Source organism: Allobosea sp. 2KB_26, assembly GCF_052115715.1.
Classification (GTDB): Bacteria; Pseudomonadota; Alphaproteobacteria; order Rhizobiales; family Beijerinckiaceae; genus Allobosea.
Map to the genome: position 1 here is coordinate 1,036,884 of NZ_JBFRHE010000001.1, position 22,498 is coordinate 1,059,381.

18 protein-coding genes are annotated in these 22,498 nt (G+C 65.9%); 6 read left to right on the top strand and 12 right to left on the bottom strand.

Annotation, left to right across the window (positions count from 1 at the left end):
• Window positions 1-62: 62 nt before the first annotated feature.
• Window positions 63-899: a transporter substrate-binding domain-containing protein gene (locus AB4099_RS05055; RefSeq protein WP_441477239.1), complete on the top strand. Its 837-nt coding sequence runs from the start codon at window positions 63-65 to the stop codon at window positions 897-899.
• 123 nt (window positions 900-1,022) lie between these two features.
• On the opposite strand, the gene AB4099_RS05060 is transcribed toward AB4099_RS05055, so the two are convergent.
• Window positions 1,023-2,195, bottom strand: a complete 1,173-nt coding sequence (locus AB4099_RS05060; RefSeq protein ID WP_113517326.1) for an amidohydrolase — start codon at window positions 2,193-2,195, stop codon at window positions 1,023-1,025.
• 208 nt (window positions 2,196-2,403) lie between these two features.
• Between AB4099_RS05060 and AB4099_RS05065 the strand changes: the two genes are divergently transcribed.
• The gene (locus tag AB4099_RS05065; RefSeq protein ID WP_441477240.1) at window positions 2,404-4,110 is read left to right on the top strand and encodes a lysine--tRNA ligase; all 1,707 of its coding nucleotides are present in this window, start codon (window positions 2,404-2,406) and stop codon (window positions 4,108-4,110) included.
• Window positions 4,107-4,802: a nitroreductase gene (locus AB4099_RS05070; protein WP_113517328.1), complete on the top strand. Its 696-nt coding sequence runs from the start codon at window positions 4,107-4,109 to the stop codon at window positions 4,800-4,802. Before AB4099_RS05065 ends, AB4099_RS05070 begins: the two co-directional genes overlap by 4 nt.
• A gap of 9 nt (window positions 4,803-4,811) precedes the next feature.
• Here AB4099_RS05070 and AB4099_RS05075 read toward each other — a convergent pair whose 3' ends face one another.
• From AB4099_RS05075 to AB4099_RS05100, 6 genes are all read right to left on the bottom strand, one after another.
• Entirely contained in the window at window positions 4,812-5,867 is a 1,056-nt protein-coding gene (locus AB4099_RS05075) for a DUF808 domain-containing protein (protein ID WP_441477241.1), read from the bottom strand.
• A gap of 89 nt (window positions 5,868-5,956) precedes the next feature.
• Complete coding sequence (locus tag AB4099_RS05080; protein WP_441477242.1) at window positions 5,957-7,111, bottom strand: acyl-CoA dehydrogenase family protein; 1,155 nt, start codon at window positions 7,109-7,111, stop codon at window positions 5,957-5,959.
• Between the two features lie 133 nt (window positions 7,112-7,244).
• Window positions 7,245-8,444 (bottom strand): acyl-CoA dehydrogenase family protein, encoded by a 1,200-nt coding sequence (locus AB4099_RS05085; protein WP_441477243.1) that lies wholly within the window; start codon window positions 8,442-8,444, stop codon window positions 7,245-7,247.
• Window positions 8,445-8,449: 5 nt separating this feature from the next.
• The gene (locus tag AB4099_RS05090; protein ID WP_441477244.1) at window positions 8,450-9,637 is read right to left on the bottom strand and encodes an acetyl-CoA C-acyltransferase; all 1,188 of its coding nucleotides are present in this window, start codon (window positions 9,635-9,637) and stop codon (window positions 8,450-8,452) included.
• Window positions 9,638-9,652: 15 nt separating this feature from the next.
• Window positions 9,653-11,338, bottom strand: a complete 1,686-nt coding sequence (locus AB4099_RS05095; RefSeq protein WP_441477245.1) for an AMP-binding protein — start codon at window positions 11,336-11,338, stop codon at window positions 9,653-9,655.
• Complete coding sequence (locus AB4099_RS05100; RefSeq protein ID WP_441477246.1) at window positions 11,335-13,416, bottom strand: 3-hydroxyacyl-CoA dehydrogenase NAD-binding domain-containing protein; 2,082 nt, start codon at window positions 13,414-13,416, stop codon at window positions 11,335-11,337. The genes AB4099_RS05095 and AB4099_RS05100 overlap by 4 nt, the downstream gene beginning before the upstream one ends.
• 301 nt (window positions 13,417-13,717) lie before the next feature.
• Between AB4099_RS05100 and AB4099_RS05105 the strand changes: the two genes are divergently transcribed.
• The 3 genes from AB4099_RS05105 to AB4099_RS05115 are packed head-to-tail and all read left to right on the top strand — an operon-like array spanning window position 13,718 to window position 16,480.
• The gene (locus AB4099_RS05105; protein ID WP_441477247.1) at window positions 13,718-14,464 is read left to right on the top strand and encodes an enoyl-CoA hydratase-related protein; all 747 of its coding nucleotides are present in this window, start codon (window positions 13,718-13,720) and stop codon (window positions 14,462-14,464) included.
• Between the two features lie 4 nt (window positions 14,465-14,468).
• The gene (locus AB4099_RS05110) at window positions 14,469-15,281 is read left to right on the top strand and encodes an IclR family transcriptional regulator (RefSeq protein WP_441477248.1); all 813 of its coding nucleotides are present in this window, start codon (window positions 14,469-14,471) and stop codon (window positions 15,279-15,281) included.
• Window positions 15,278-16,480, top strand: coding sequence for a CaiB/BaiF CoA transferase family protein (locus tag AB4099_RS05115; protein ID WP_113517336.1), 1,203 nt, complete (start codon window positions 15,278-15,280; stop codon window positions 16,478-16,480). Before AB4099_RS05110 ends, AB4099_RS05115 begins: the two co-directional genes overlap by 4 nt.
• An 18-nt stretch (window positions 16,481-16,498) precedes the next feature.
• Here AB4099_RS05115 and AB4099_RS05120 read toward each other — a convergent pair whose 3' ends face one another.
• From AB4099_RS05120 to AB4099_RS05140, 5 genes are all read right to left on the bottom strand, one after another.
• Window positions 16,499-18,001, bottom strand: a complete 1,503-nt coding sequence (locus tag AB4099_RS05120) for a tripartite tricarboxylate transporter permease (protein WP_113517337.1) — start codon at window positions 17,999-18,001, stop codon at window positions 16,499-16,501.
• A gap of 4 nt (window positions 18,002-18,005) precedes the next feature.
• On the bottom strand, window positions 18,006-18,497 hold the full coding sequence (locus tag AB4099_RS05125; RefSeq protein ID WP_441477249.1) for a tripartite tricarboxylate transporter TctB family protein: 492 nt from the start codon (window positions 18,495-18,497) through the stop codon (window positions 18,006-18,008).
• Window positions 18,498-18,638: 141 nt separating this feature from the next.
• On the bottom strand, window positions 18,639-19,634 hold the full coding sequence (locus AB4099_RS05130) for a tripartite tricarboxylate transporter substrate binding protein (RefSeq protein ID WP_113517339.1): 996 nt from the start codon (window positions 19,632-19,634) through the stop codon (window positions 18,639-18,641).
• A 129-nt stretch (window positions 19,635-19,763) separates the two neighbouring features.
• Complete coding sequence (locus AB4099_RS05135) at window positions 19,764-21,215, bottom strand: trypsin-like peptidase domain-containing protein (RefSeq protein ID WP_441477250.1); 1,452 nt, start codon at window positions 21,213-21,215, stop codon at window positions 19,764-19,766.
• A gap of 37 nt (window positions 21,216-21,252) precedes the next feature.
• Window positions 21,253-22,284 (bottom strand): LLM class flavin-dependent oxidoreductase, encoded by a 1,032-nt coding sequence (locus tag AB4099_RS05140; protein ID WP_113517341.1) that lies wholly within the window; start codon window positions 22,282-22,284, stop codon window positions 21,253-21,255.
• Window positions 22,285-22,498: the final 214 nt, after the last annotated feature.

The following is a 22,498-nucleotide window of genomic DNA, read 5'->3' on the forward strand; positions in this document are numbered from 1 at the left end:
GTTCCACATGCGAAAAAGCGAAACCGCTTGATCAGGCTCCTCCCCTGTCGCCAGATGCGGCCATGAAGCGGCTCGCCCTCCTTGCCTCCACATTCTGCCTTGGCCTTCTGCTGGTCGGCACAGCCGCGGCGCAATCTCCCGCGACCGTCCCTAATTTCTGGGATGGCAAGATCAGGCTCGATCGGCCGGAGCCCGGCCCCCCGCGCGTGGTTCGCTTCCTGACCGACGACGACTACCCGCCGCTGCATTTCACGGCCCCAGACGGCACGCTGACCGGCTTCTCGGTCGAGCTCGCCCGTGCGATCTGCGAGACAATGCTGTGGACCTGCACGGTTCAGGCCCGCCGCTTCGACACGCTGCTCGACTCCCTGGCCGAGGGGCGTGGCGACGTCCTGGCGGCAGCGATGGCGCTGACGCCGCAGATCCGCAGCCGCTTTAGCGCCAGCCATCTCTATTTCCGCTCCCCTGCCCGCTTCGTCACCACCCGCGGCAGTGCGCAGTCGGAACTCGACAGCCGCGAGTTGCAGGGCAAGCGGATCGCCGTCATCAGCGGCTCGGCCCATCAGGCCTTCCTCGAGCGGCTGATGCCCTTTGCCCAGCGCCGCGAAGCCCCCAGCCTGCCGGCAGCGATTGCTGCATTGCGCAGCGGCGAGGTTGAATATGTCTTCGGAGACGGCGTCGCGCTTGCGCTTACGCTCGCTGGCAGCAATGGCGGCGAGCTCGCCTTCAGCGGCGGCCCCTTCCTGGAAAGCCGCTATTTTGGCGAGGGTGTCAGCTTTCTCACGCGCAAGGATGACCCGACACTGATACGCGCGATCGACTATGCGCTCCAATCGCTCTGGGACGACGGCACCTATGCGCGGCTCTATCTGCGGTTCTTTCCGGTGAGCCCGTTCTGACGAGGCGCTAACCCGGACTCTCCGCAAGCCCCTCGGGCAACTGCCTGTTCCGAAGCGCTTCGCCGATCTCGTACGCCAGAGGGCGTCGGGGGAGGCTGCTCCGAGGCCCGCCTCCCCCTGTTTTCATCGCGCGGGGCTCGTGTTGGAAAGCTCGCCCTCGAGCGCCAACCGGGCCGCACTTGCCATCCAGCCGGCTGCGGCGGGCAGGATATCGTCGTTGAAGTTGTAGCGCTCGTTGTGGAGCTCGCCACCGTCGGTGACCGGGCCATTGCCGATCCAGACATAGGCGCCCGGCCTGTCCGCCAGGAAATGGCAGAAATCCTCGCTCGCGGTGCTCGGCGGCACGTCGCGCCGAACCGTCAGGCCAGCCTGCTTGGCTGCCGCGACCGAGATCTCCTCCTCCAGTTCGGTATTCGCCGTGGCGCGACCGCCCGTGATGATCTCGATCTCCGCCCGCATCTCGAAGGCCTCGGCCGTGCTGTTGGCAATGCGCTTGAGGCTCCCGATCACGCGATCGCGCACGGCCGGCCGATAGGTCCGGAAGGTGCCGTCGATGGTGACGGTAGATGGAATCTGGTTCGGCGCCTGGCCACCATGCACCATGCCGACCGAGACGACCGCGCTGTCGAGCGGATCGACATTGCGGGCGACGATCGTCTGCAGCGCCACGATCAGATGGCTCATCGCAACGATCGGATCGCGCGTCAGGTCGGGCTTGGCGGCATGGCCGGCCGTGCCGTGCAAGGTGATCCGGAACCGGCCTGGCTCCGCCATGACCGGTCCGCGATGAACCGCCACGGTGCCGGCTTCGAGTCCGGGCCAGTTATGGAAGCCAAAGACGCGCTCCATCGGGAAGCGCTCGAACAGCCCGTCGGCGATCATCGCCCGGGCGCCGGCGCCATTCTCCTCCGAAGGCTGGAACAGCAGATGGACCGTTCCGCTCCAGCTTTCGTCGCGCGCCAGCAGGGCGGCGGCTCCGAGCAGAGAGGTCGTGTGGCCATCGTGACCACAGGCGTGCATCACGCCTTTGTTCGTGGAGGCATAGGGCAGGTCATTTGCCTCGAGGATCGGCAAGGCGTCCATATCGGCCCGCAATCCGACGCTGCGGTCCGAGTTGCCGCGCTTCAGCGTCGCGACGACGCCGTGGCCGCCAACATCGGCGGTGAAGGGGATGCCGAGTTCGGTCAGCTTCTCCTGAACGAAGGCGGCGGTCGCGCTCTCCTTCAGCGAGAGTTCGGGATGGGCGTGGAGATGTCGTCGCCACGTCTTGAGCGTTTCGAGGAGAGCGTGATCCATGAGGTATCCGGTACAGAGCCAATCGCGGAGCGGAGCCTATACGCATGCGCCGCAAGAGCAATTCGACCGGACGCGACCCGGGCAGGCAATGAATGCGGTGCAGGGCAGGCAACGGCCCAGGACAGCCGCCGCCGATTGACGCCGCCCGTTCTCATCTGTCAAAGCCGGAGCTTCCGAAAACCCAGAGACAGACGAGGACCCGCCGCAAATGTCCGCTTTCGATCCCACGCTCGTGGATGCCGCCCAGCGTTCGGCCGCCTGGCCGTTCGAGGAAGCACGCAAGCTCGTGGCCCGGATCGAGAAATCGGGCAAGAAGGAGGTGCTCTTCGAAACCGGATACGGCCCTTCGGGCCTGCCGCATATCGGCACCTTTGGCGAGGTCGCGCGCACCTCGATGGTGCGCCACGCCTTCCGCGTCCTGACCGACGACAGGGTGCCGACGCGGCTGATCGCCTTCTCCGACGATCTCGACGGCCTGCGCAAGGTGCCGGACAACGTCCCGAACAAGGAGTTGCTGGCGAAGCATCTCGGACGGCCCCTGACCGAGGTCCCGGATCCGTTCGGCACGCATGACTCCTTCGGCCGGCACAACAATGCCCGCCTGCGCGCCTTCCTCGACCAGTTCGGCTTCGACTACGAGTTCAAGTCCTCGACCGACAGCTATCGGGCGGGCGAGTTCGACGCGACCCTGCTCAAGCTGCTGGCGCGCTACGACGCGGTGATGAAAATCATGCTGCCGACGCTGCGCGAGGAGCGCGCCGCAACCTATTCGCCCTTCCTGCCGATCCATCCCAGGACCCGCATCGTCATGCAGGTGCCGATCGAGGCGCGCGATGTCGAGAAGGGGACCATCACCTGGACCGACCCGGAGAGCGGCGAGCGTTTCGAGACCCCGGTCACCGGCGGCCATGTCAAGCTGCAATGGAAGCCGGATTGGGCGATGCGCTGGGTCGCGCTCGGCATCGACTACGAAATGGCGGGCAAGGACCTGATCGATTCCGTCAAGGTCTCATCGGCGATCACGCGCGCGCTCGATGCGACGCCGCCGGAGGGCTTCAACTACGAACTCTTCCTCGATGAGCAGGGACAGAAGATCTCGAAGTCGAAGGGCAACGGTCTGACCATCGAGCAATGGCTCTCCTATGGCTCACAGGAGAGCCTGGCGCTGTTCATGTACTCACGTCCGCGCGAGGCCAAGAAGCTGCACTTCGACGTCATCCCGCGCGCGGCTGACGAATATCTGCAGTTCCTCGGCGGCTATGAGCGGCAGGACTGGAAGAACCGCCTCGGCAATCCCGTCTGGCATATCCATAACGGCACCCCGCCGGCGCCGGAGGTGATCGCCTCGGGCGAAGGCGATAACGCCGCCAAGACGCAGGTCACCTTCGGCCTGCTGATGAACCTCGTCGCCGTCGCCAACGCCGAAGACAAGGATGTGCTCTGGGGCTTCCTGCGCCGCTATGCGCCAGGCGCCTCGCCTGCGACCCATCCGCGCCTCGACGCGCTGGTCGGTTACGCGATCCGCTATTTCCAGGATTTCGTGAAGCCTGCCAAGCAATATCGCCCGGCGACGCTGGAGGAGCGGCAGGCCCTGGAGGATCTCTCCGTCAGGCTCGGCGAACTCTCGGCTGCAGGCGTCACCGATGCCGGTACGATCCAGGGCGCGGTCTACGATATCGGCCGGCGCGATCCCTACAAGACCGTGCAGAAGGACGGCTCGGCCGGCGTCTCGCTCGCCTGGTTCAACACGCTCTACGAGATCCTTCTCGGTGAGCCCAAGGGCCCGCGCTTCGGCTCGTTTGCCGCGATCTACGGCATCGAGAACACCCGTGCCCTGATCGCTAAGGCGCTCGCCGGCGACCTGCTCGCCGAGCACAACGCCTTCCTGAAGGCGCGTGAGGCCGCGCGGGGATGAACAAACGCACCGCGCTTGCGCCGGATGTGGTCGAACAGGCCATCCGCAGCCGCCGCGCGGTGCGTGCCTTTCTGCCGGATCCGGTCGATCCTGCGCTGGTGCGGCGCCTGCTGGAACTCGCCGCCCAGGCGCCGAGCGGGACCAATATGCAGCCGTGGAAGGCGCGCGTGCTCGGCCCGAAGAGCCGGGCACGGCTGGAAGCAGGGTTGCTCGCAGCGCTGGACGATCCCGACTTCAAGCCGGCAGAGGAATACCGCTACTACCCACAGACCTTCACCGAGCCCTATCAGGCGCGCCGCCGCAAGGTCGGCTGGGACCTCTATGGCCTTCTCGGCGTCACCAGGGGCGACCATGAGGGCATGAAGCGGCAGACGGCCTATAACCTGCGCTTCTTCGGCGCACCCGTCGCGCTGATGGTGACGATCGACCGCGACCTCGAGATCGGCTCCTGGCTCGATCTCGGCATGTTCATCCAGAATTTGCTGATCGCTGCCCAGGCGCATGGCCTCGATACCTGCCCACAGGCGATATTTGCCCGCTTTCATCCGGTCGTGCGCCATACGTTGGCGGTCCCCGAGAGCGAGGTCGTCGTCTGCGGTATCGCAATAGGCCATGCCGACCCTGACGCAGCTGCGAACCGACTCGTGCCGGAACGAGAGCCGGTCGAGAACTTCACGACCTGGCTCGATTGAAGGCAGAGGTTAGACCGTCTTCGGCGCATTCTTCCGGAACAGCTTCAGCACCGGCGCAGCGCCGAAGTGAACGCCGATCATCGTTGCCAAGCCTGCGGCCAGTCCGACGACCGCTGATAGCGCCGCCGTCACGACCCATTCGACAACCGCGCCCAGGCCGGGGACGGGGCGGGCCGATGCCATGGCAGCATCGTGAATGAGATGCCCCACCGCACTGAGGCCATAGCCCTCGAAACCGTGGATCAGGATGCCGCCGCCGACCCAGAGCATGGCAACGGTCCCGACAGCGCTGAGGACCGAGAGGAGCACCGGCATGCTCACCACCAGCCCGCGCCCGAATGCCTTTGACAGAGGCCGCAGCAGGCGATCGGCGAGGTTGGGCTCGGCTCCCGTGGGTAACGTGCCACGCCCCAGGTGAAACAGGCTGGAGACGGGGTGATCGTTCTTCGCCAGCGCGACGCCGGCATCGTCCGCCTTCACGATCAGCGCAACGATGCCGTAGACGAAGGCAGTCATCCCGATGCCGACGACGGCCAGAACCAGCGCCTGCGTCCAGAATGAGGATTGAGACACGCTCGCGAGCGTGATCGCCATGATCTCCGCCGAGAGGATGAAGTCGGTCTTCACCGCGCCGCTGATCTTCTGGTTTTCGAGCTGCGAAGCGTCGATCCCCGCCGAAGCGTCCTCGCCTTCGATATCCGCGCCATGAGCCCCGACCAGTTCCAGGACCTTCTCGGCTCCCTCGAAGCAGAGATAGAGGCTGCCCAGCATCAGCAGCGGCGTGATCGCCCAGGGTGCAATCAGTGCCAGCAGGAGCGCCGCCGGTAGCAGGAATACCAGCTTGTTCCGCAGCGAGCCGAGCGCGATCCGCCCGATGATCGGCAGCTCCCGATCGGCGCTGAACCCAACGGCATAGCGTGGCGTCACTGCCGTATCGTCGATGACGATGCCGGCAGCCTTGGCGCTCGCCTTCGCCGCCTGGCCCGCAGCATCATCGAGAGACGCCGCGGCGACCTTTGCAAGCGCCGCGATATCGTCGAGCAGGGCGACAAGGCCGGAACTCAAGATCTCACCTCCGGGACGCGCGCTGGTCCAGGCCAGTCAACGACGCGGCCCCGAAGATGACAAGGCGAGCCTCCGTTCGGCAACTCGCCTTAGGATGCAGAGACCAGTCCGCCGGCTTGCCCGACCCGCCGCAGATGATGGGAGGTATCCCCGAACAGGCTCTCGATCATGGTCAGGCGCTTGAAATAATGCGCGCCGAGATATTCCATCGTCATGCCGATGCCGCCATGGAGCTGCACCGCCTCCTGCCCGACCAGCCGGCAGGAGCGGTTGATCTGGACCTTCACGGCCGACAACGCGGCCGTTCGTTCGGCCGCATCGGGATGGCCGACCATCATCGCGGCATAGAGCGCCATCGAGCGGGCTTGTTCGAGCGCCATCAGCATGTCGACGGCGCGATGCTGCAGCACCTGGAACTGGCCGATCGCGACGCCGAACTGCTGGCGCGTCTTGAGATAGTCGACGGTCAGGCCGTGCAGCGCATCCATGATGCCGACAGCCTCGGCGGCCAGCGCAGCAATGGCGTGGTCAGCAACGCGCTCGAGGATCGGCAGCCCTGCGCCGAGCGATCCCAGCAGGGTCTCCTCGCCGAGCACGACGCCGGAGAATGCGATCTCCGCAGCTCGTCCCCCGTCCTGTGTCGGATAGCCACGGGTTCTCACGCCGGGCGCCGCCGCATCGACGAGGAAGAGGCTGATACCGGTCTCGTCGCGCCGCCCACCATCTGTCCTGGCGCTCACCACGATCCGGTGCGCGCTGTCCCCATTGATCACGACGCTCTTGGCGCCATCGAGCACGAACCCTGTCTCCGTTCGCCGCGCGCTCGTCGCCACGTCGTACAGATCGTAGCGCGATTGGTTCTCGGTGAAGGCCAGCGCCAGACGTAGGGAACCGTCGACGATGCCCGGAATGATCCGCGCCTTCTGTTCGGCCGAACCGCTGAACCGGACTGCGCCGCCGCCCAGCACAACGCTCGCTAGATAGGGCTCAAGCGCCAGTCCCTTGCCCAGCGCCTCCATCACCACCATGGTCTCGACAGGACCGCCGCCGAAACCGCCCTCCTCCTCGGAGAATGGAATGCCGGTGAGGCCGAGTTCCGCGAACTGCGCCCAGCCCTTCTCGGAGAAGCCGAGCGGCTCCTTCGCCAAGGCCTGCCGCGCATCGAGCGAGCCATAGACCGCGCCCATCAGCCGCTCGACGCTGTCCTTGAGCTGGGCCTGTTCGGAGGAGAGGTCGAAATCCATCGGGTTTCATCCAGCCTGGCGGGGCGCTCGCCACCGCGTCATGCTCGCCCTCGTGGCGAGCGCCTGCGTCCTGCAACGCGCAAAGGGGAAAGACGGTGATGGCCAGGACGAGGCAGGGCGCCAAGCCTCATCGTCAAAGCCCCAGCACTGCCTTGGCGATGATGTTCTTCTGGATTTCGTTCGAGCCGCCATAGATCGAGACCTTGCGGTTGTTGAAATAGCTCGCTGCAGCGGCATCGGCCCAGTCATGCTCGAAGGGCCAGTCATTGCTGAGGTCGCCCGTCCGCAGCGGCGCGGCAAGCGCGAATGGCCCGGCCACCTCCAGCAGCAGTTCCGTCGTCGCCTGCTGCAATTGCGAGCCCTTGATCTTGAGGATCGACGAGGCAGGATCGGGTTTGTTGGGATCGCGCCTGCCCTGTGCTGCAACCACCCGCATCTGGGTGATTTCCAGCGCCTTCAGTTCGATCTCGACCAGCGCAAACCGTTCGCGGAAATCGGCGTCATCCCACAGCACACCGTCGCCGGCCGGCATCTCCTTCGCCAGCCGCTTGATCCGGGCAAGACGTTCCTTGGAGAGGCCGATCCGGGCGATGCCGACACGCTCGTTGGCAAGCAGGAACTTGGCATAGTCCGAGCCTCTGTTCTCCTCGCCGACGAGGTTTTCGACGGGAACGCGGACATCGTCGAAGAAGATCTCGTTGACCTCGTGCCGGCCCTCGAGCGTGATGATCGGGCGCACGGTGATGCCGGGCGTCTTCATGTCGATCAGGATGAACGAGATGCCCGCCTGCTTCTTCGCCGCGGGGTCGGTGCGCACGAGGCAGAAGATCCAGTCGGCGTGCTGCCCGAGCGTGGTCCAGGCCTTCTGGCCGTTGACGATGTAATGCTCGCCGTCGCGGACCGCCCGCGTCTTCAGCGAGGCGAGATCCGAGCCCGCGCCGGGCTCGGAGAAGCCCTGGCACCACCATTCGTCGAGATTGGCGATGCGCGCGAGATGCTTCTCCTTCTGGCTCTGGGAGCCGAAGGCCGCGATCACCGGCCCGACCATGTAGCAGTTGAACTGCTGCGGCAGCGGCACGGCGGCGAGCAGCATCTCCTCTGTGAAGATATAGCGCTGAATGGGGCTCCAATCCTGTCCGCCCCATTCCCTGGGCCAATGCGGCACGGCCCAGCCGCGCGCGTTCATGATCCGCTGCGAGGTGACATAGTCCTCCCGCGCCAGCCCGAGCCCCTCGGAGACCTTCCTGCGGATCGAAGCCGGGATCTCCGTGCGGAAGAACTGCCTCACCTCGTCTCGGAAGGCGATTTCCTCGGGCGTGAAGCGCAGGTCCATGATGGCTAGCCCTGGTTGATCTCGAACAGCCCTGCGCACCCCATGCCACCGGCGACGCACATGGTGACGACGGCATAGCGCACCTTGCGGCGGCGCCCCTCCAGCAATGCATGGCCGACCAGCCGTGCCCCGCTCATCCCGAAGGGATGGCCGACCGAGATCGCGCCGCCATTGACGTTGACCTTCTCGGGGTCGATGCCGAGCTCATCGCGGCAATAGATCGACTGGGAGGCGAAGGCCTCGTTGAGTTCCCAGAGATCGATATCCGAGACCTTCAGTCCATTGCGCTCGAGCAGGCGCGGCACGGCGAAGACCGGGCCGATGCCCATCTCATCCGGCTCACAGCCAGCCGATGCGAAGCCACGGAAGATGCCGAGCGGCGACAGGCCCCGTCGTGCAGCCTCCTTCGCCGACATCACGACGCTCGCAGCCGCACCGTCCGACAGCTGGCTGGCATTGCCGGCGGTGATGAACTTGTCCTCGCCGCGCACCGGCTTCAGCTTCGCGAGCCCCTCCAAGGTGGTGTCTGGCCGATTGCCCTCGTCCTTGGCGAGCGTGACCTGCTCGTTCCGCGTTTCGCCGCTCGCCTTGTCGGTGACCGACATCACCGCGCTCATCGGCACGATCTCGTCGTCGAACAGCCGGCGCTGCTGGGCCGCGGCCGTGCGGCGCTGGCTTTCCAGCGAGAACAGATCCTGCGCCTCACGCGAGATGCCATAGCGCTCCGCGACATTGTCGGCGGTCTCGATCATCGTCGTGTAGATCTCGGGCTTGTGCTTCATCAGCCAGTCGTTCTGGGTGAGCTCGCGCCGCACCACCGGTTGCACCAGGCTGATCGACTCGACGCCGCCGCCGATCGCGACCGGCACGCCATCCATGACGATGCGCCGTGCCGCATGCGCGATCGCCTCGAGGCCCGAAGCGCAGAAGCGGCTGACGGTGACGCCGGCGGACGCAACCGGGATACCGGCGACAAGCGCGGCGTGACGGGCGACATTGCCGCCGGTCGCAGCCTCCGGATAGCCGCAGCCGAGCACGATCTCCTCGATCGCTGCCGGCTCGATCCCGACCTTCTCATAGGCAGCCTTGATCGCGTGCGCCGCAAGATCGGCACCACGTGTCTGGTTGAAGGCGCCGCGATAGGCCTTGCCGATCGGCGTACGGGCGGTGGAGACGATGACGGCTTCAGTCATGGATTTTCTCAGGTCCTATGCGGCGGATTCGGGAGAAGCGGGCCTGGCCCGCTTCTCTTGTTCTTCGGCAATCAACACTTTCGCCAGCAGCTTCCCGGCAGCGCTGCGTGGCAGGCCGTTGCGAAATTCCAGCGCGCGAGGCATCTCGTGGCGGCCGAGGCGATCCTTCAGGAAGAGCAGCAATTCGTCGAGCGTAAAGACAGGCATACCGGCCTTGAGCACGACGAAGGCCTTTGCCGCCTGGCCGCGATAATCGTCGTCGATGCCGATCACCAGCACTTCCTGCACGGCGGGATGCTCGTAGATCGCATTCTCGATCGCCACCGGATAGACGTTGAAGCCGCTCGAAATGATCATGTTCTTGCGCCGGTCGACGATCTGGAACAGCCCATCTGCGCCCATCCGGCCGAGATCCCCGGTCAGGAACCAGCCCTCGTGGAAGGCATCGCGCGTCGCCTCCGCATCGTTCCAGTAGCCCTTGAAGACATTGGGACCACGAATGGCGATCTCACCGATTTCGTCGGGCGGGCAATCGGCACGCCCGGCATCGAGCGAGACTATCTTCATCTCGAGGCCTGGCAGCGGCACGCCGATCACTCCGGGCCGGGGCTGCGCCTGTTTCGGCAGGCGCGAGCCGGCGGGTGCGGTTTCGGTCATGCCCCAGCCATTGTTCAGCCTGACACCCAATATGCCTTCGAGTCGGATCTGGACCTCGAAAGGCAGAGGCGCCCCGCCCGAGACACAGGAGCGCAGCGAGGAAAAGTCGACCGTCTCGACGCCTTTGCGATTGAGCAGGGCAAACCACATCGTCGGCACGGCGGAGAACATGGTCGCCCGGCGGAGCGAGATATCCTCGATCAGGGTTTCGACATCGAAGCGCTGGCGCAGCAGGATGCGATTGCCGTCTCGCAAATGGCGCAGCAGGATCGTGGTCAGTGCATAGATGTGGAACAGCGGCAGCACCGCGATCGCAGTTTGCGCTCCGGCTTCGAGCGGTTCGCCATCCGTCCAGAGCCGGTAGATATTCACCGCCGAGACAAGATTGCCATGGGTCAGCATCGCTGCTTTCGGCAATCCGGTGGTGCCGCCGGTGAACTGCAGCAGCGCCACATCGTCCGGCAAGAGCATCGGCCAGCTTGCCGGGAGTGGCGCCGTCATCAGGCCGTCGAGCCAGACGAAATCGCCACCGGCCGGCAGATCCAGCGGCTCGGCCTCCCCCGGCCCCCAGCGCATATCGTCGCCGACCAGCACGCGTTCGGCAAATCCCGCCGCATGCAGAGATTGCACCTGCGGCAGGAAACCCGGAAGATTCGTGGTGATCAGGCAGACCGGCTGCGTTGCCTCGAGCTTGTGCTCGATCTCCCGCAAGGCATCGAGCGCGCTCAGGTGTACGACGGTCGCGCCGCAGCGCGCGACCGCGAAGAACGCAATGGGATGCCAGGGCGTATTAGGGAGGAACAGCGCCACCCGATCGCCCGGCCTGACACCATCGGCGATCAATCCTGCAGCGAGTCGGGTGGCCAGCCTGTCGAGTTCGCCATAGCTCAGCTCGCCCTCACGGAACCCGATCGCCACCGCATCCGGGCGCGCCGCAACGGCCGGTACGAGCAGGTCCGGCACCGTGCCGGTTTCCACTGCCGCGTCCCAGTCGCAGGCCTGCGGAAAGCGCTCCTGCCAGATCGGGCGCCGCGTCCGGCTCACGCCGCCCCGACCTTCAATTCCGCAAAGCTCTTGCCCTCGGCCGCAAGCTTGCGCAGCAGCGGTGCCGGCTCGAGCGCGGGATCGCCGCTCTCCACGGCGAGCACTTCCAGCCGCTTCACGATCACGTCGAGCCCGACCGAGTCGGCCCAGTGCATCGGGCCACCGCGCCAAGCCGGCCAGTTATAGCCGTTGATCCAGATCGTATCGATATCGCCCGGCCGCGCAGCGATGCCCGCCGCGAGGATCTTCGCGCCTTCATTGACCATCGGATCGAGCAGGCGCGCCAGGATTTCGTCGGATTTCATCGCCCGGCGCTCGACGCCCTGCTCCTTGGAAACCTGCGCGATCAACGTCTCGACCTCCGGGTCGCGCTGCCCGGCACGCGCTCCCTCCGGATAGAGGTAGTAACCACGCCCCGTCTTCTGACCGAACCAGCCGCGTTCGCAGATCGCGTCCGCAACCGCTGCGGTCTTGCCGCGGGACTTGCGCGTGCGCCAGCCGATATCGTTGCCCGCGAGATCCGACATCGCGAAGGGGCCCATCTTGAAGCCGAACCCGGTCAGCGCCGCATCGACCTCATGCGGCAGCGCACCGGAGATCAGCAGCCGCTCGGCGGCCCGCGTGCGCTGTTCCAGCATGCGGTTGCCAACGAAGCCGAAGCAGTTCCCGACCACGACCGGCACCTTGCCGAGCCTGCGCCCGAGCGAGATCGCAGAGGCCACCGCATCATCCGCGACGCCGGCGGGCCGCACGATCTCGAGCAGCTTCATGACATTGGCCGGACTGAAGAAATGCATCCCGATCACATCCTGCGGCCGCTTCGTCGCCATGGCGATGGTCGCGAGGTCGAGATAGGAGGTGTTCGAGGCCAGGATTGCGCCCTGCTTCGCAATCCGATCGAGCGCGCCGAAAATCTCCTGCTTGACGCCCATCTCCTCGAAGGCCGCCTCGATCACGATATCCGCCTGGGCTGCGGCTTCGAGCCCGAGCTGCGGCGTGATCAGCCCCATTCGCTGGTCACGCGCCGCTTCCGTCAGTGAGCCGCGCTTGACCGAGAAGCCGTAGGTGTCGCGGATGCGGGCATAGCCCTTGTCGAGCTGCTCCTGTGTCGTCTCGATCACGGTCACCGGGATGCCGGCATTGGCGAAGCACATCGCAATGCCGCCGCCCATCGTGCCTGCGCCGATCACGGCCGCCTGCTTGATCGGGCGCGCTGCCTTGCCCTCGTCGATGCCCGGAACCTTGGCCGCCTCGCGCTCGGCGAAGAAAGCGTATCGCAAGGCCCTGGAGCGATCATCGGCAACCAGCGTGAGGAACAGCGCACGCTCGGCCGCAAGCCCCTCGCCGAATGGCAGGGTGAAGACGCCGCGCACGGCCTCGATCAGCGCCAGCGCATTCGGCATGTCGCCGGACTTGGCTGCCGCGTCCTGGGCCAGAGCCTCGAACGCCTCGCGGTCGGATGATGTGAGCCTGTCCGCTCGCTCGCCGGTCTTCACGGGCGCCCCCTTGGCCGCCAGCTCCTGCGCCAGCGCGACGGCTGCAGCAACGAGGTCGCCCTCGACGACACGGTCGACGAGGCCAAGTGCAGCGGCCTTCTCCGCAGAGATCGGCTCTCCGCCGAGCATCATCGGAAAAGCCTTTGCCGCACCGATCACGCGCGGCAGGCGTTGCGTACCGCCGGCGCCCGGAATGATGCCGAGCTTGATCTCGGGCAGGCCGAGCTTTGCGACGGGTGCGGCCACACGGCCATGGCAGGCGAGTGCAAGCTCCAGCCCACCGCCGAGCGCGACGCCCTGGATCGCAGCCACAACTGGCTTCGCAGAGCCTTCGATGATCGCAAGCACGGCAGGCAGCGTCGGCTCGACCGGCGGTCGGCCGAACTCGCTGATATCGGCACCGGCGATGAAGGCCCGCCCGGCAGCCGCGATCACGATGGCCTCGACCGCCGGATCGGCAGCCGCGCGCGAATGCGCATCGACGAGAGCGGCCCGCAGACTGGCGCTCAAGGCATTCACCGGAGGATTGTCGATGGTCGCGATCGCCACCGAGCCGCGCTGCGACAGCCGGACGGTCTCCATGGGCATGTTCCTCACGATTTTATTCTGCATCGCAGAATTAAGTGCTGCAATTCATAGATTAGAGAGGTGACCGGCAGCTTCTTGTCAAGAATGCATGAAGCAGCGTCGATCGAGCGACAGAGTGAAAACTGCATCGCAGAATGCGCGCCTGCAACTTGACCGCCACAGAAGCAGCATGTCATGCCTTGAAGCCATCGACGCTAGGCGGCTCGTTACCGCGAATCCAGCATTGCCGTGCGGCCTTCCGACAGGCGGAACAGCGCTGCTGGAATCGCGCGAAGATGACAAGGACAGGCAGGGAATGACCGCGACCGTTCTGACTCAAAACCCCTCTCCCGGCGTCCTGCAGATCACCATCAACCGGCCCGACCGGCGCAACGCGCTCGACCGCGCCACCTATGCTGGATTGATCGCCGCCATCACCGCCGGCGAAGCCGATGAGAATGTCTGCGCGCTGGTCCTCACTGGCGCGGCGGGGTGCTTCACCAGCGGCAACGACATCAAGGATTTCGCGGCCGCGTCTGGCGACGGTGCCCGCATCGCGATCGATTTCCTGACGACGATCTCGACAGCGAAGAAGCCGATCATCGCCGCGGTCGAGGGCTTTGCCGTCGGCATCGGCACCACGATGCTGTTGCATTGCGATCTCGCCTTCGCCGGACGCAGCGCCAGCTTCCGCCTGCCCTTCGTCACGCTCGGGCTCTGCCCGGAAGGCGGATCGAGCCATCTCCTGCCGATGATTGCCGGCAGCAAGCGCGCCGCGGAACTGCTGATGCTGGGTGAGGCCTTCCCCCCGGAGACGGCAGCCGAAGCGGGCCTCGTCAATGCCGTGGTGGCGGAAGGCGAAGCGCTCTCGATCGCGCTCGACAAGGCACGTGCACTCGCTGCCCTGCCGCCGCAATCGGTCGCCCTGACAAAGATGCTGCTGAAGCGCGGCAACGCTGCCGCCGTGGCCGAAACGATCGCCCTCGAAGCCAGGCATTTCGGCGAGCGCCTGGTCTCGGCCGAGGCACAGGCCGCCTTCGCCGCGTTCCTGATGAAACGCTGAGGCCATGGCGGCACAGTTGTCGGATCTCCCCGAACGCGGCGAACGTGCCGGCCCGAAGGAGGACCGGCATTTCGTCACCGCCCTGGCGCGCGGGCTCGATGTTCTCGCTTGCTTCAAGCGCAACGAGGATGCGCTCGCCAACTCGGAAATCGCAGCACGCTGCGGACTTGCCCGCTCCACTGTTTCGCGGCTGACCTATACGCTGACCAAGCTCGGCTATCTCCATCATGTCCCGCATAGCGGAGCATACCGGCTCGGCACCGCGCTGATCGCGCTCGGCGCGACCGCGCTTGCCGGGCTCGATGTCCGCCAGATCGCCCGGCCCGGCATGCAGGAACTCGCCGATTTCGCCAAGGCCTCGGTCGGCCTCGGCGTCCGCGACCGGCTGAGCATGCGCTATATCGAGTGCTGCCGGGGCGAGGTCGCGATCGCGCTCAACATCGATACCGGCTCGCGCATCTCGATGGCGCGTAGTGCCATGGGCAGGGCTTATCTCGCCGCCTGCGACGCAGCCGAGCGCCAGACCATCATGGACGACTTCCGCTCCGTCGACGACACTGCCTGGCCAAGCCTGCGCGAGGGCATTGAACAGGCGCTCGAGGAGTATCGGCTGACAGGTTGCGTCCGCTCCTTCGGCGACTGGCAACCGACGGTGAGCGCGATCGCAGTGGCCTTCCACCCCGGCGGAGGTCTGCCGCCGATGACGATCAATTGCGGCGCGCCGACCGTCATCCTCGATCCCGGGTTTCTGCTCGAGGACGTCCGGCCGCGCCTGATCGCGCTGGCAGCCAGCCTTGAAGGAGTGATGGGTTCGTGACCGCTTCCGACCTCCCCCTCGCCGGCATTCGCGTGCTCGATCTCTCGCGCATCCTCGCCGGCCCCTGGTGCGGGCAGGTCCTCGCCGATCTCGGCGCCGATGTCATCAAGGTCGAACATCCCCAGCGCGGCGACGATACGCGCGACTGGGGCATGCGGCTTGGAGAGCGCAACACCTGCTATTTCAACAGCGTCAACCGCAACAAGCGTTCGATCGGCATCGATCTCGGCCAGCCCGAGGGCCTCGCCATCATCCTCGAGCTCGCGCGCAAGAGCGATGTGCTGATCCAGAATTTCAAGACCGGCGGCGCCGACAAGCTCGGCCTTGGCTATGCCGCGCTCAGCGCCGAGAACCCCGGCCTGATCTACTGCTCCATTGCCGGCTACGGCTCCGTTGGACCCGAGGCCGCACGCCCCGGCTACGATCTCGTGATCCAGGGCGAATCCGGCCTCATGGCCATGAACGGCAATGACGACCAGCCACCGCTGAAATTCGGTGTCGCGATCGCCGATCTCTTCACCGGCCAATATGCGGCGCAGGCCGTGCTCGCGGCTCTCGTCCAGCGCGGACGTACCGGCAAGGGCAGGCATGTCGAGATGGCGCTGTTCGATTGCGGTCTCTCGGTCACCTCCTATTACGGGCTGGAGGCCCTGGCGCTCGGCGAGGATCCGCCGCGCTACGGAAACGCCCATCCCTCGATCGTGCCCTATGGCGTCTTCGATGCGGCAGACGGCGCCCTCGTCCTCACCGTCGGGAACAATGCTCAGTATGATCGCTTCTGCCGCACGGTAATCGACCGGATCGATCTCGCTGAGAACCCGCGCTACGCCACCAACCTCCAGCGCACCATCCACCGTTCCGAACTGCTCCCGCTCATCGAGGCGGAACTGCGAGCCCGCCCGCGCGCCGAACTGCTCGCGAAACTGGCGGCGAACGGCATCCCCTGCGGCGAGGTGCTCGGTCTCAACCGCGCCTTGCGTTCGGAACGGGCCGGCCAAGCCGGCATGCTGGTGGAGGATGGCGACAATGCCGGCGCACCCGCCGTGCTCGCTCCGCCCTATCGGCTCGACGGCGAACGGCTGCCGGTGCGCCATATGCCGCCAGCACTGGGCCATGACACCTGGGCAGTCCTTGAGGAAGAACTCGGCCTGCCGGCCGAGCGCCTGGACGCGTTGAAGGCGCTAAACGTGATCGGCTGAGGCCGCCTCCCGCGGCACCTACGCGGCAACGGCCCGCCTCGCCCGCAGCTTCTCCAGGGACCACATGAAGACGGGCCAAAGCAGTGCCGCGATCGTCATCGAAGACAGCACCATCGAGACCGGGCGGCTGAAGAAGGGCAGGATGGAACCGTCCGACTTGATCAACGAGGTGACGAAGCTCTGCTCCACCATCGTGCCCATGACGATGCCGAGCACCATGGCTGCGACGGGATAGCCGTTCTTCTCCATCACAAAACCGAGCAGGCCGAAGATCGCGACACACCAGACCGCGAACAGGTTGTTGCCCGCCGTGGAGAAGGCGCCGACCGCGCAGAAGATCATGATCACCGGCATCACCGCCGAGCGAGGAGCCCCGACGACCCGGCTCGCCAGCCTGATCATGATGATACCGAACGGGATCATGATGATGTTGCCGAGTATGAAGATGATATAGAGCGCATACATGCTCGACGCCTGCTCGGTGAACAGCGTCGGGCCCGGATTGAGCCCCTTCATGTAAAGCACGCCGATGGCGATCGCGGTGATCGTATCGCCGGGAATGCCGAAGAGCAGCGCCGGAACCCAACCCGAAGCGAGCGAGGCGTTGTTGCTCGCACCGGCCTCGATCAGCCCCTCGGGATGGCCGGTCCCGAATTTCTCCGGGGTCTTTGAAAAGCGTTTCGACATGGCATAGCTGACCCAGGCAGCCATGTCGGCACCAGCACCGGGCAGAACGCCGATGATGATGCCGACGATGTTTCCGCGTGTCTGCTGCTTCGGATATTTCTTGGTCAGCTCGATCTGTCCCTTGAGGATGCTGCCGAGCCGGCGATGCTCCAGCTTCGGCGGCTCGCGCTCGGTCAGGGCGCGCATCACCTCGGCAAGCGCGAAGACGCCGACCAGCGCCGGTATCGGCTCGATGCCGCCAAGAAGGTCGGTCGAGCCGAAGGTGAAGCGCGGGACGCCGCCAGGATTGTCGATACCGATGCAGGTGATCAGCAGGCCAAGCAGCATCGCCGCGATCGCCTTGATCGGCGAGGAGCGGGCGACCAGCGTCGAGCACATCAACCCCAGCATGGCGAGCCAGAAATTCTCGTAGGTCGAGAAGGACAGCGCGAACTCGGCCAGCAACGGTGCGATCAGCATCAGCGACAGCGTGCCGGCAATGCCACCGAGCGCCGAGAACCACAGGCAGATGCCGAGCGCCGTCTCGGCTTGGCCCTTGCGGGTCATGGCATAGGCTTCGTCGGTGTAGGCCGCGGAAGCCGGCGTCCCGGGAATGCGCAGCAGGCAGCCCGGAATGTCGCCGGAGAAGATCGCCATCGCCGATGCGGTGATGATGGTGGCAATGGCAGCGATCGGCGAAAGATAGAAGGTGATCGGCACCAGCAGCGCCGTCGCCATCGTCGCCGAGAGCCCCGGCAATGCGCCCACGGTCAGGCCATAAAAGGCCGAAGCGACGATCGCGATCATCACATCGGTCTGGAAGACGAGTCCGAAGGCCTGGATGACGGTATTCATCGGCTCACCACGGGAAAGGCAGAAGGCCGCCGGGCAAGGGCACGCGCAGCAGCTTCAGGAAAATCAAGTTGATGACGAAAGGCGCGATCAACGCCAATGGCACCGCGAGCTTCGGCCGCGCCCCGAAGGCGAGGCTCGCAATCACAACCATGATTCCCGCCGTCGGCAGGAAGCCCAATGCCTCGGAAGCAAGTGCATAGAAGGCGAGCAGGGCCGGCGGCAGCAATGCAAGCCAGTTCCGCCAGGCCGGCAGGGGCTCGTGCAGGTCCGGCGCACTATGGCTCGCGACATCCGCCTCGGCCACTTCTTCGAAATGTCGCCCGATACCGAAGACGATCAGCGTGCCGCAGAGGACCAGGGCAGCCCCGACGGCCATTGGAAAGGCGGAGGGGCCGACCTGCTGGCCAGGGACCGGCGGAAGCGTGGATCCGTAGATGAAGGCAGTGGCGCCGAGCGCCACCATCACGCCCCCGGTTATCTTGTCGGATAGAAGCATCGCAAAACGTCCGCTGATCCGTGCCGGGGCGGCGCCATGAGCGCGACCGCATCTCCCGCACTCATTTCAGGCACAGTCTGAAAGATCGAGAAGCGGCGGAAGGATGAAGCTGCCTCACCCTTCCGCCAACCGTTTTCCGCCTCAGGCCTTGGCCAGGCCCGCCGCCTTCATGGCGGACGCCATGGCCTTGTCACCTTCGGCCATGAACGAAGCGAAGCCTGCCGGGTCGGCGAACTTCATGCCGAAGCCCCGGGCGTTCATGAAGTCCTTGTACTCCTTGGAGTCGAAGGCCTTCTTCAGCGCGGCGGCGAGCTTGCCCTGGATATCGGCCGGCAGCCCCTTGGGCGCGCCGATGCCACGCCAGGCGCCGACCGAGTAATTGACGCCGAGTGTCTCGTTCAGCGTCGGAACGTCCTTGAACTGCGGATTGCGCTCGGTCGCCATGATGGCGAGCGACTTCGCCTTGCCGGCATCGATCATGGCCCGGGCTTCGGGCACCGAGCAGGTGACAATGTCGATGCCGCCGGCCGCGAGATCCTGCATGCCGGGTGCTGCGCCATTCGACGGCACCCAGGCGACATGATCGGGCTTCAGCCCCATCGCCACCAGCCAGCCGACCAGCGCGAGGTGCCAGATGCCGCCCTGGCCTGTTCCCGAGGCCTTGAGCTTGCCGGGAGGCGCAGCCTTGATGGCTTCGGCAAGAGCCTTGATGTCCTTGTGCGGGCTCGAGGCGCTGACCTGCACGCCTGGCGGATCCTCGTTCATCAGCGCCAGCGCGGTATAGCTTGCCGGCGTGAGATCGGTGAGCCCCTGATGATGCATCATCGAGATCTCGACCGTCAGCATGCCGATATTGTAGCCGTCGGGAGCCGCCGTCGCGATCGCCGAATGGCCGACGACGCCCGAGCCGCCGGTGCGGTTGACGACGTTGCAGGGCTGGCCGAGATCCTTCTCCAGGAGCGAGGCAACGATGCGCGCCGTCGCGTCCGTGCCGCCACCTGCACCCCAGGGGCAGATCATCGTCAGAGGGCGACTTGGCCATTGCGCCTGTGCGATCGCCGGCTTGACGATCAGACCTGCCGCACCCGCGGCTGCCGCACCCTTCAAAAGCTTACGTCTGCTGATGCTGTCGGTCATTCCCGTGTTCCCTCCGCTTAATCGATTTAGTTTGCGGGATGCTTCTCCGCGGATGCGGGGCTCCCTTGTCAGTCCGACGCTATCTGAGCCGATTGTCGTAGCGGAAACAACTGCTCTTTGAAGGTGGGTTCACAGCCCGCATGCGACGGGCAATGCGGCCTTTCCGACCTTCTCGACCACTGCCCCGGTGCTGATCTCCGGCCCGGACGTCGCGGTCTGAAGCGTGATGCCCGCCTTGCCCAGCAACGCCTGCATGGCAGCCCCGGCGGCAACCGCATAGGCGCGCTGTGGCGCGACACCTGCAATCAGCACCTTGTCCGAGGGGTTGGCCGTTACCACCCCGGCAAGCCGACCCTGGCGGTCGAAGACCGGGCTGCCGGCCTGGCCTGGTTGCAACGGCGCGAACACGGCCTCGCCGGCGCCGAGGCGCACGGATTGTCCGGGCAGGGCCATCGCGGTGCGCTGCCCGCCGGAATCGCCGAATGCCATCAGCACGACGCTCTCCTGCGCCCCCAGCGCCTCGCTCCGAAGACCTGGAGGAGTACCCGCTGCGGCGCCGTCGACCTCCAACACAGCAAGGCCGCTCGCATCGTCCTTGATGCGCAGCCGCGCCGGCCGACCGGAAACCTTCAGCGATTTGCAGGGGTCGATTGCCGCCGTCGCCGTCAGGACGAGCTTATCCGAGACAGCGAGGCCGACACCAAAGCGTTCCGTCGGCCTTGTCCCGACCACGACCGGAGATGCCGCACCTGGCGTCGCCGCGCTCGCGGCTGCAGGACCCGTCATCGCAGGCGCAGGCCCGGTCGGAAAGGGTTCGAAGCTGCTGGCAATGGCGATGACGAGCTTGTCGACGCTCGGAGCGAGAGCCTTGTCGTAGCCGATCGAGAAGCCGCGCAGGCCGCCCGGCCCTGCCGACAGGCGCCGGTAGAAGCGCCCCGTCGAGGTTTCGCCGGTGACCACGAAGAAATCGGGCCGCAGCAGCTTGTAGGTGATTTTCCGTCCGGGAACGCCTGTGCTTGTAGCCTTCTCGAACAGCGCCTCCAGCGTGTCGCCTGCCGGTGCGGTGCTCGTGTCGAGTGTCACCCTTCCGTCCTCGCTCTGCCAGCGGCCACCGCCGATCGCAGTCGCCTCGCGGCGCGGCAGCAGCTTGGTCGGAATGCCGATGCGTATGCCGGTGCGTTCGTCGGTGATGACGCGGAAGCCCGCGGCCTCGCGGGCCGCCCCCGCCGCCTGCGCCAACGCCCGGCGCTCGACGGGCGTCAGGATGCCGTCCGGTGCGCCGCGTGAGCCGGCCTTCAGCGCGTTGATGCCACGAAAGGTCAGCGGCCCGTAGGAGCCGCTCACCGCGCCGTTGAAATGTCCCGCCCAGATCAGGTCGTTCTGGATCGCCTTGCGTTCGACCTCGGGCAAGGCGTCGAAGGCAGCCTGCGCCGCGGCAAGTTGCGGATTCCCCGCAGGTTGCGGCTGGGCTTGCGCGAGCACCGGCGAGAACAGCAACCCGGCAGCGACGAGCAGCCCCCTTGTCCCAAGCGAAGACCTCAACCCCGTCGCCATCACGCGCTCCCCTGCAATCGGCAGCATTGAAGCGTCATTGCCGGCGCATCCGCAACTGGTCTCGTCAGGAGAGCATCTCGCGGACCAGCGGCACGACCCGGCGCCCATAGAGCTCGATGCAGCGCATGAGCCTGTCATGGCCAAGAGGCCCGGCGCTGTATTTCATCTGGAAGCGCGCCGCATCGAGCGCCCGGACCGTCGCGGCGATCTTGCGCGCAACCGTCTCCGGCGACCCGACATAGAGCGAGCCGAAGTCGATTTCCTGATCGAACTCGGCGCGGTTCATCGGCGGCCAGCCACGCTCGCCGCCGATCCGGTCGCGCATCCGCTTATAGTCCGTGAAGAACTCCTCGCGCGCCCGCTCGTCCGTCTCGGCCACATAGCCCGGCGAATGCACCCCGACCGGCGGCACCGGCTTCCCCAGTTGCGCGAAGGCGCGGTGATAGAGATCGACATAGGGCCGGAAGCGCGTCGGATCGCCGCCAATGATCGCGAGCATCAGCGGCAGGCCGTAGCGGGCGGCGCGAACGACGGATTCGGGGCTCCCACCAACCCCGATCCAGGTCTTCAGCACCCCGGTTTCCAGCGTGGGAAATACGCGCTGGCTCTTGAGCGGCGGCCGCGTCGTGCCGGACCAGGTCACCGCCTCCTGACTGATCAGTGCCGCAAAGATTTCGAGCTTCTCCTCGAACAGGGTTTCGTAATCGCGCAGCTCGTAACCGAACAGCGGGAAGGACTCGGTGAAGGAGCCACGGCCAAGAATGACCTCCGCTCGTCCGCCGGATGCCGCGTTGAGCGTCGAGAAGCGCTGAAACACCCGGATCGGGTCGTCCGAGCTCAGCACCGTGACGGCCGAGCCGAGGTGGATCCGCTCTGTCCGCCCGGCAATCGCCGCAAGCACGACCTCAGGTGAGGAAATGGCGAAATCAGCGCGATGATGCTCGCCGACACCGAAGAAATCGATTCCGACCTGATCGGCCAGAACGGCCTCGTCGATCAGGTTGCGAATGACCTCCGCATGCGGCAGCGGCTGTCCGTCCGCCCCGGCGGTGACATCGCCAAACGTGTCCAGTCCCAGTTCGAGAGGCTGTGTCATGCACATGTCCGTTCAGGCTTGCTACTGTCCAGGGAGATCGTGCCGAGGTCAGCCTCGGCACGACGCATCCGCAGCAATTGAGGCGCAGGAGACGTGCTTTCAAGGAGGCCGTCATGCGCACCGGTTCAGAGCCTCAGGCGGCAGATGCGCGGCCGGCTCCGCCGTTGCTGCAAGACGGTACCGCCAGCTTTCACGTTGCACTGCCGAGCACGGA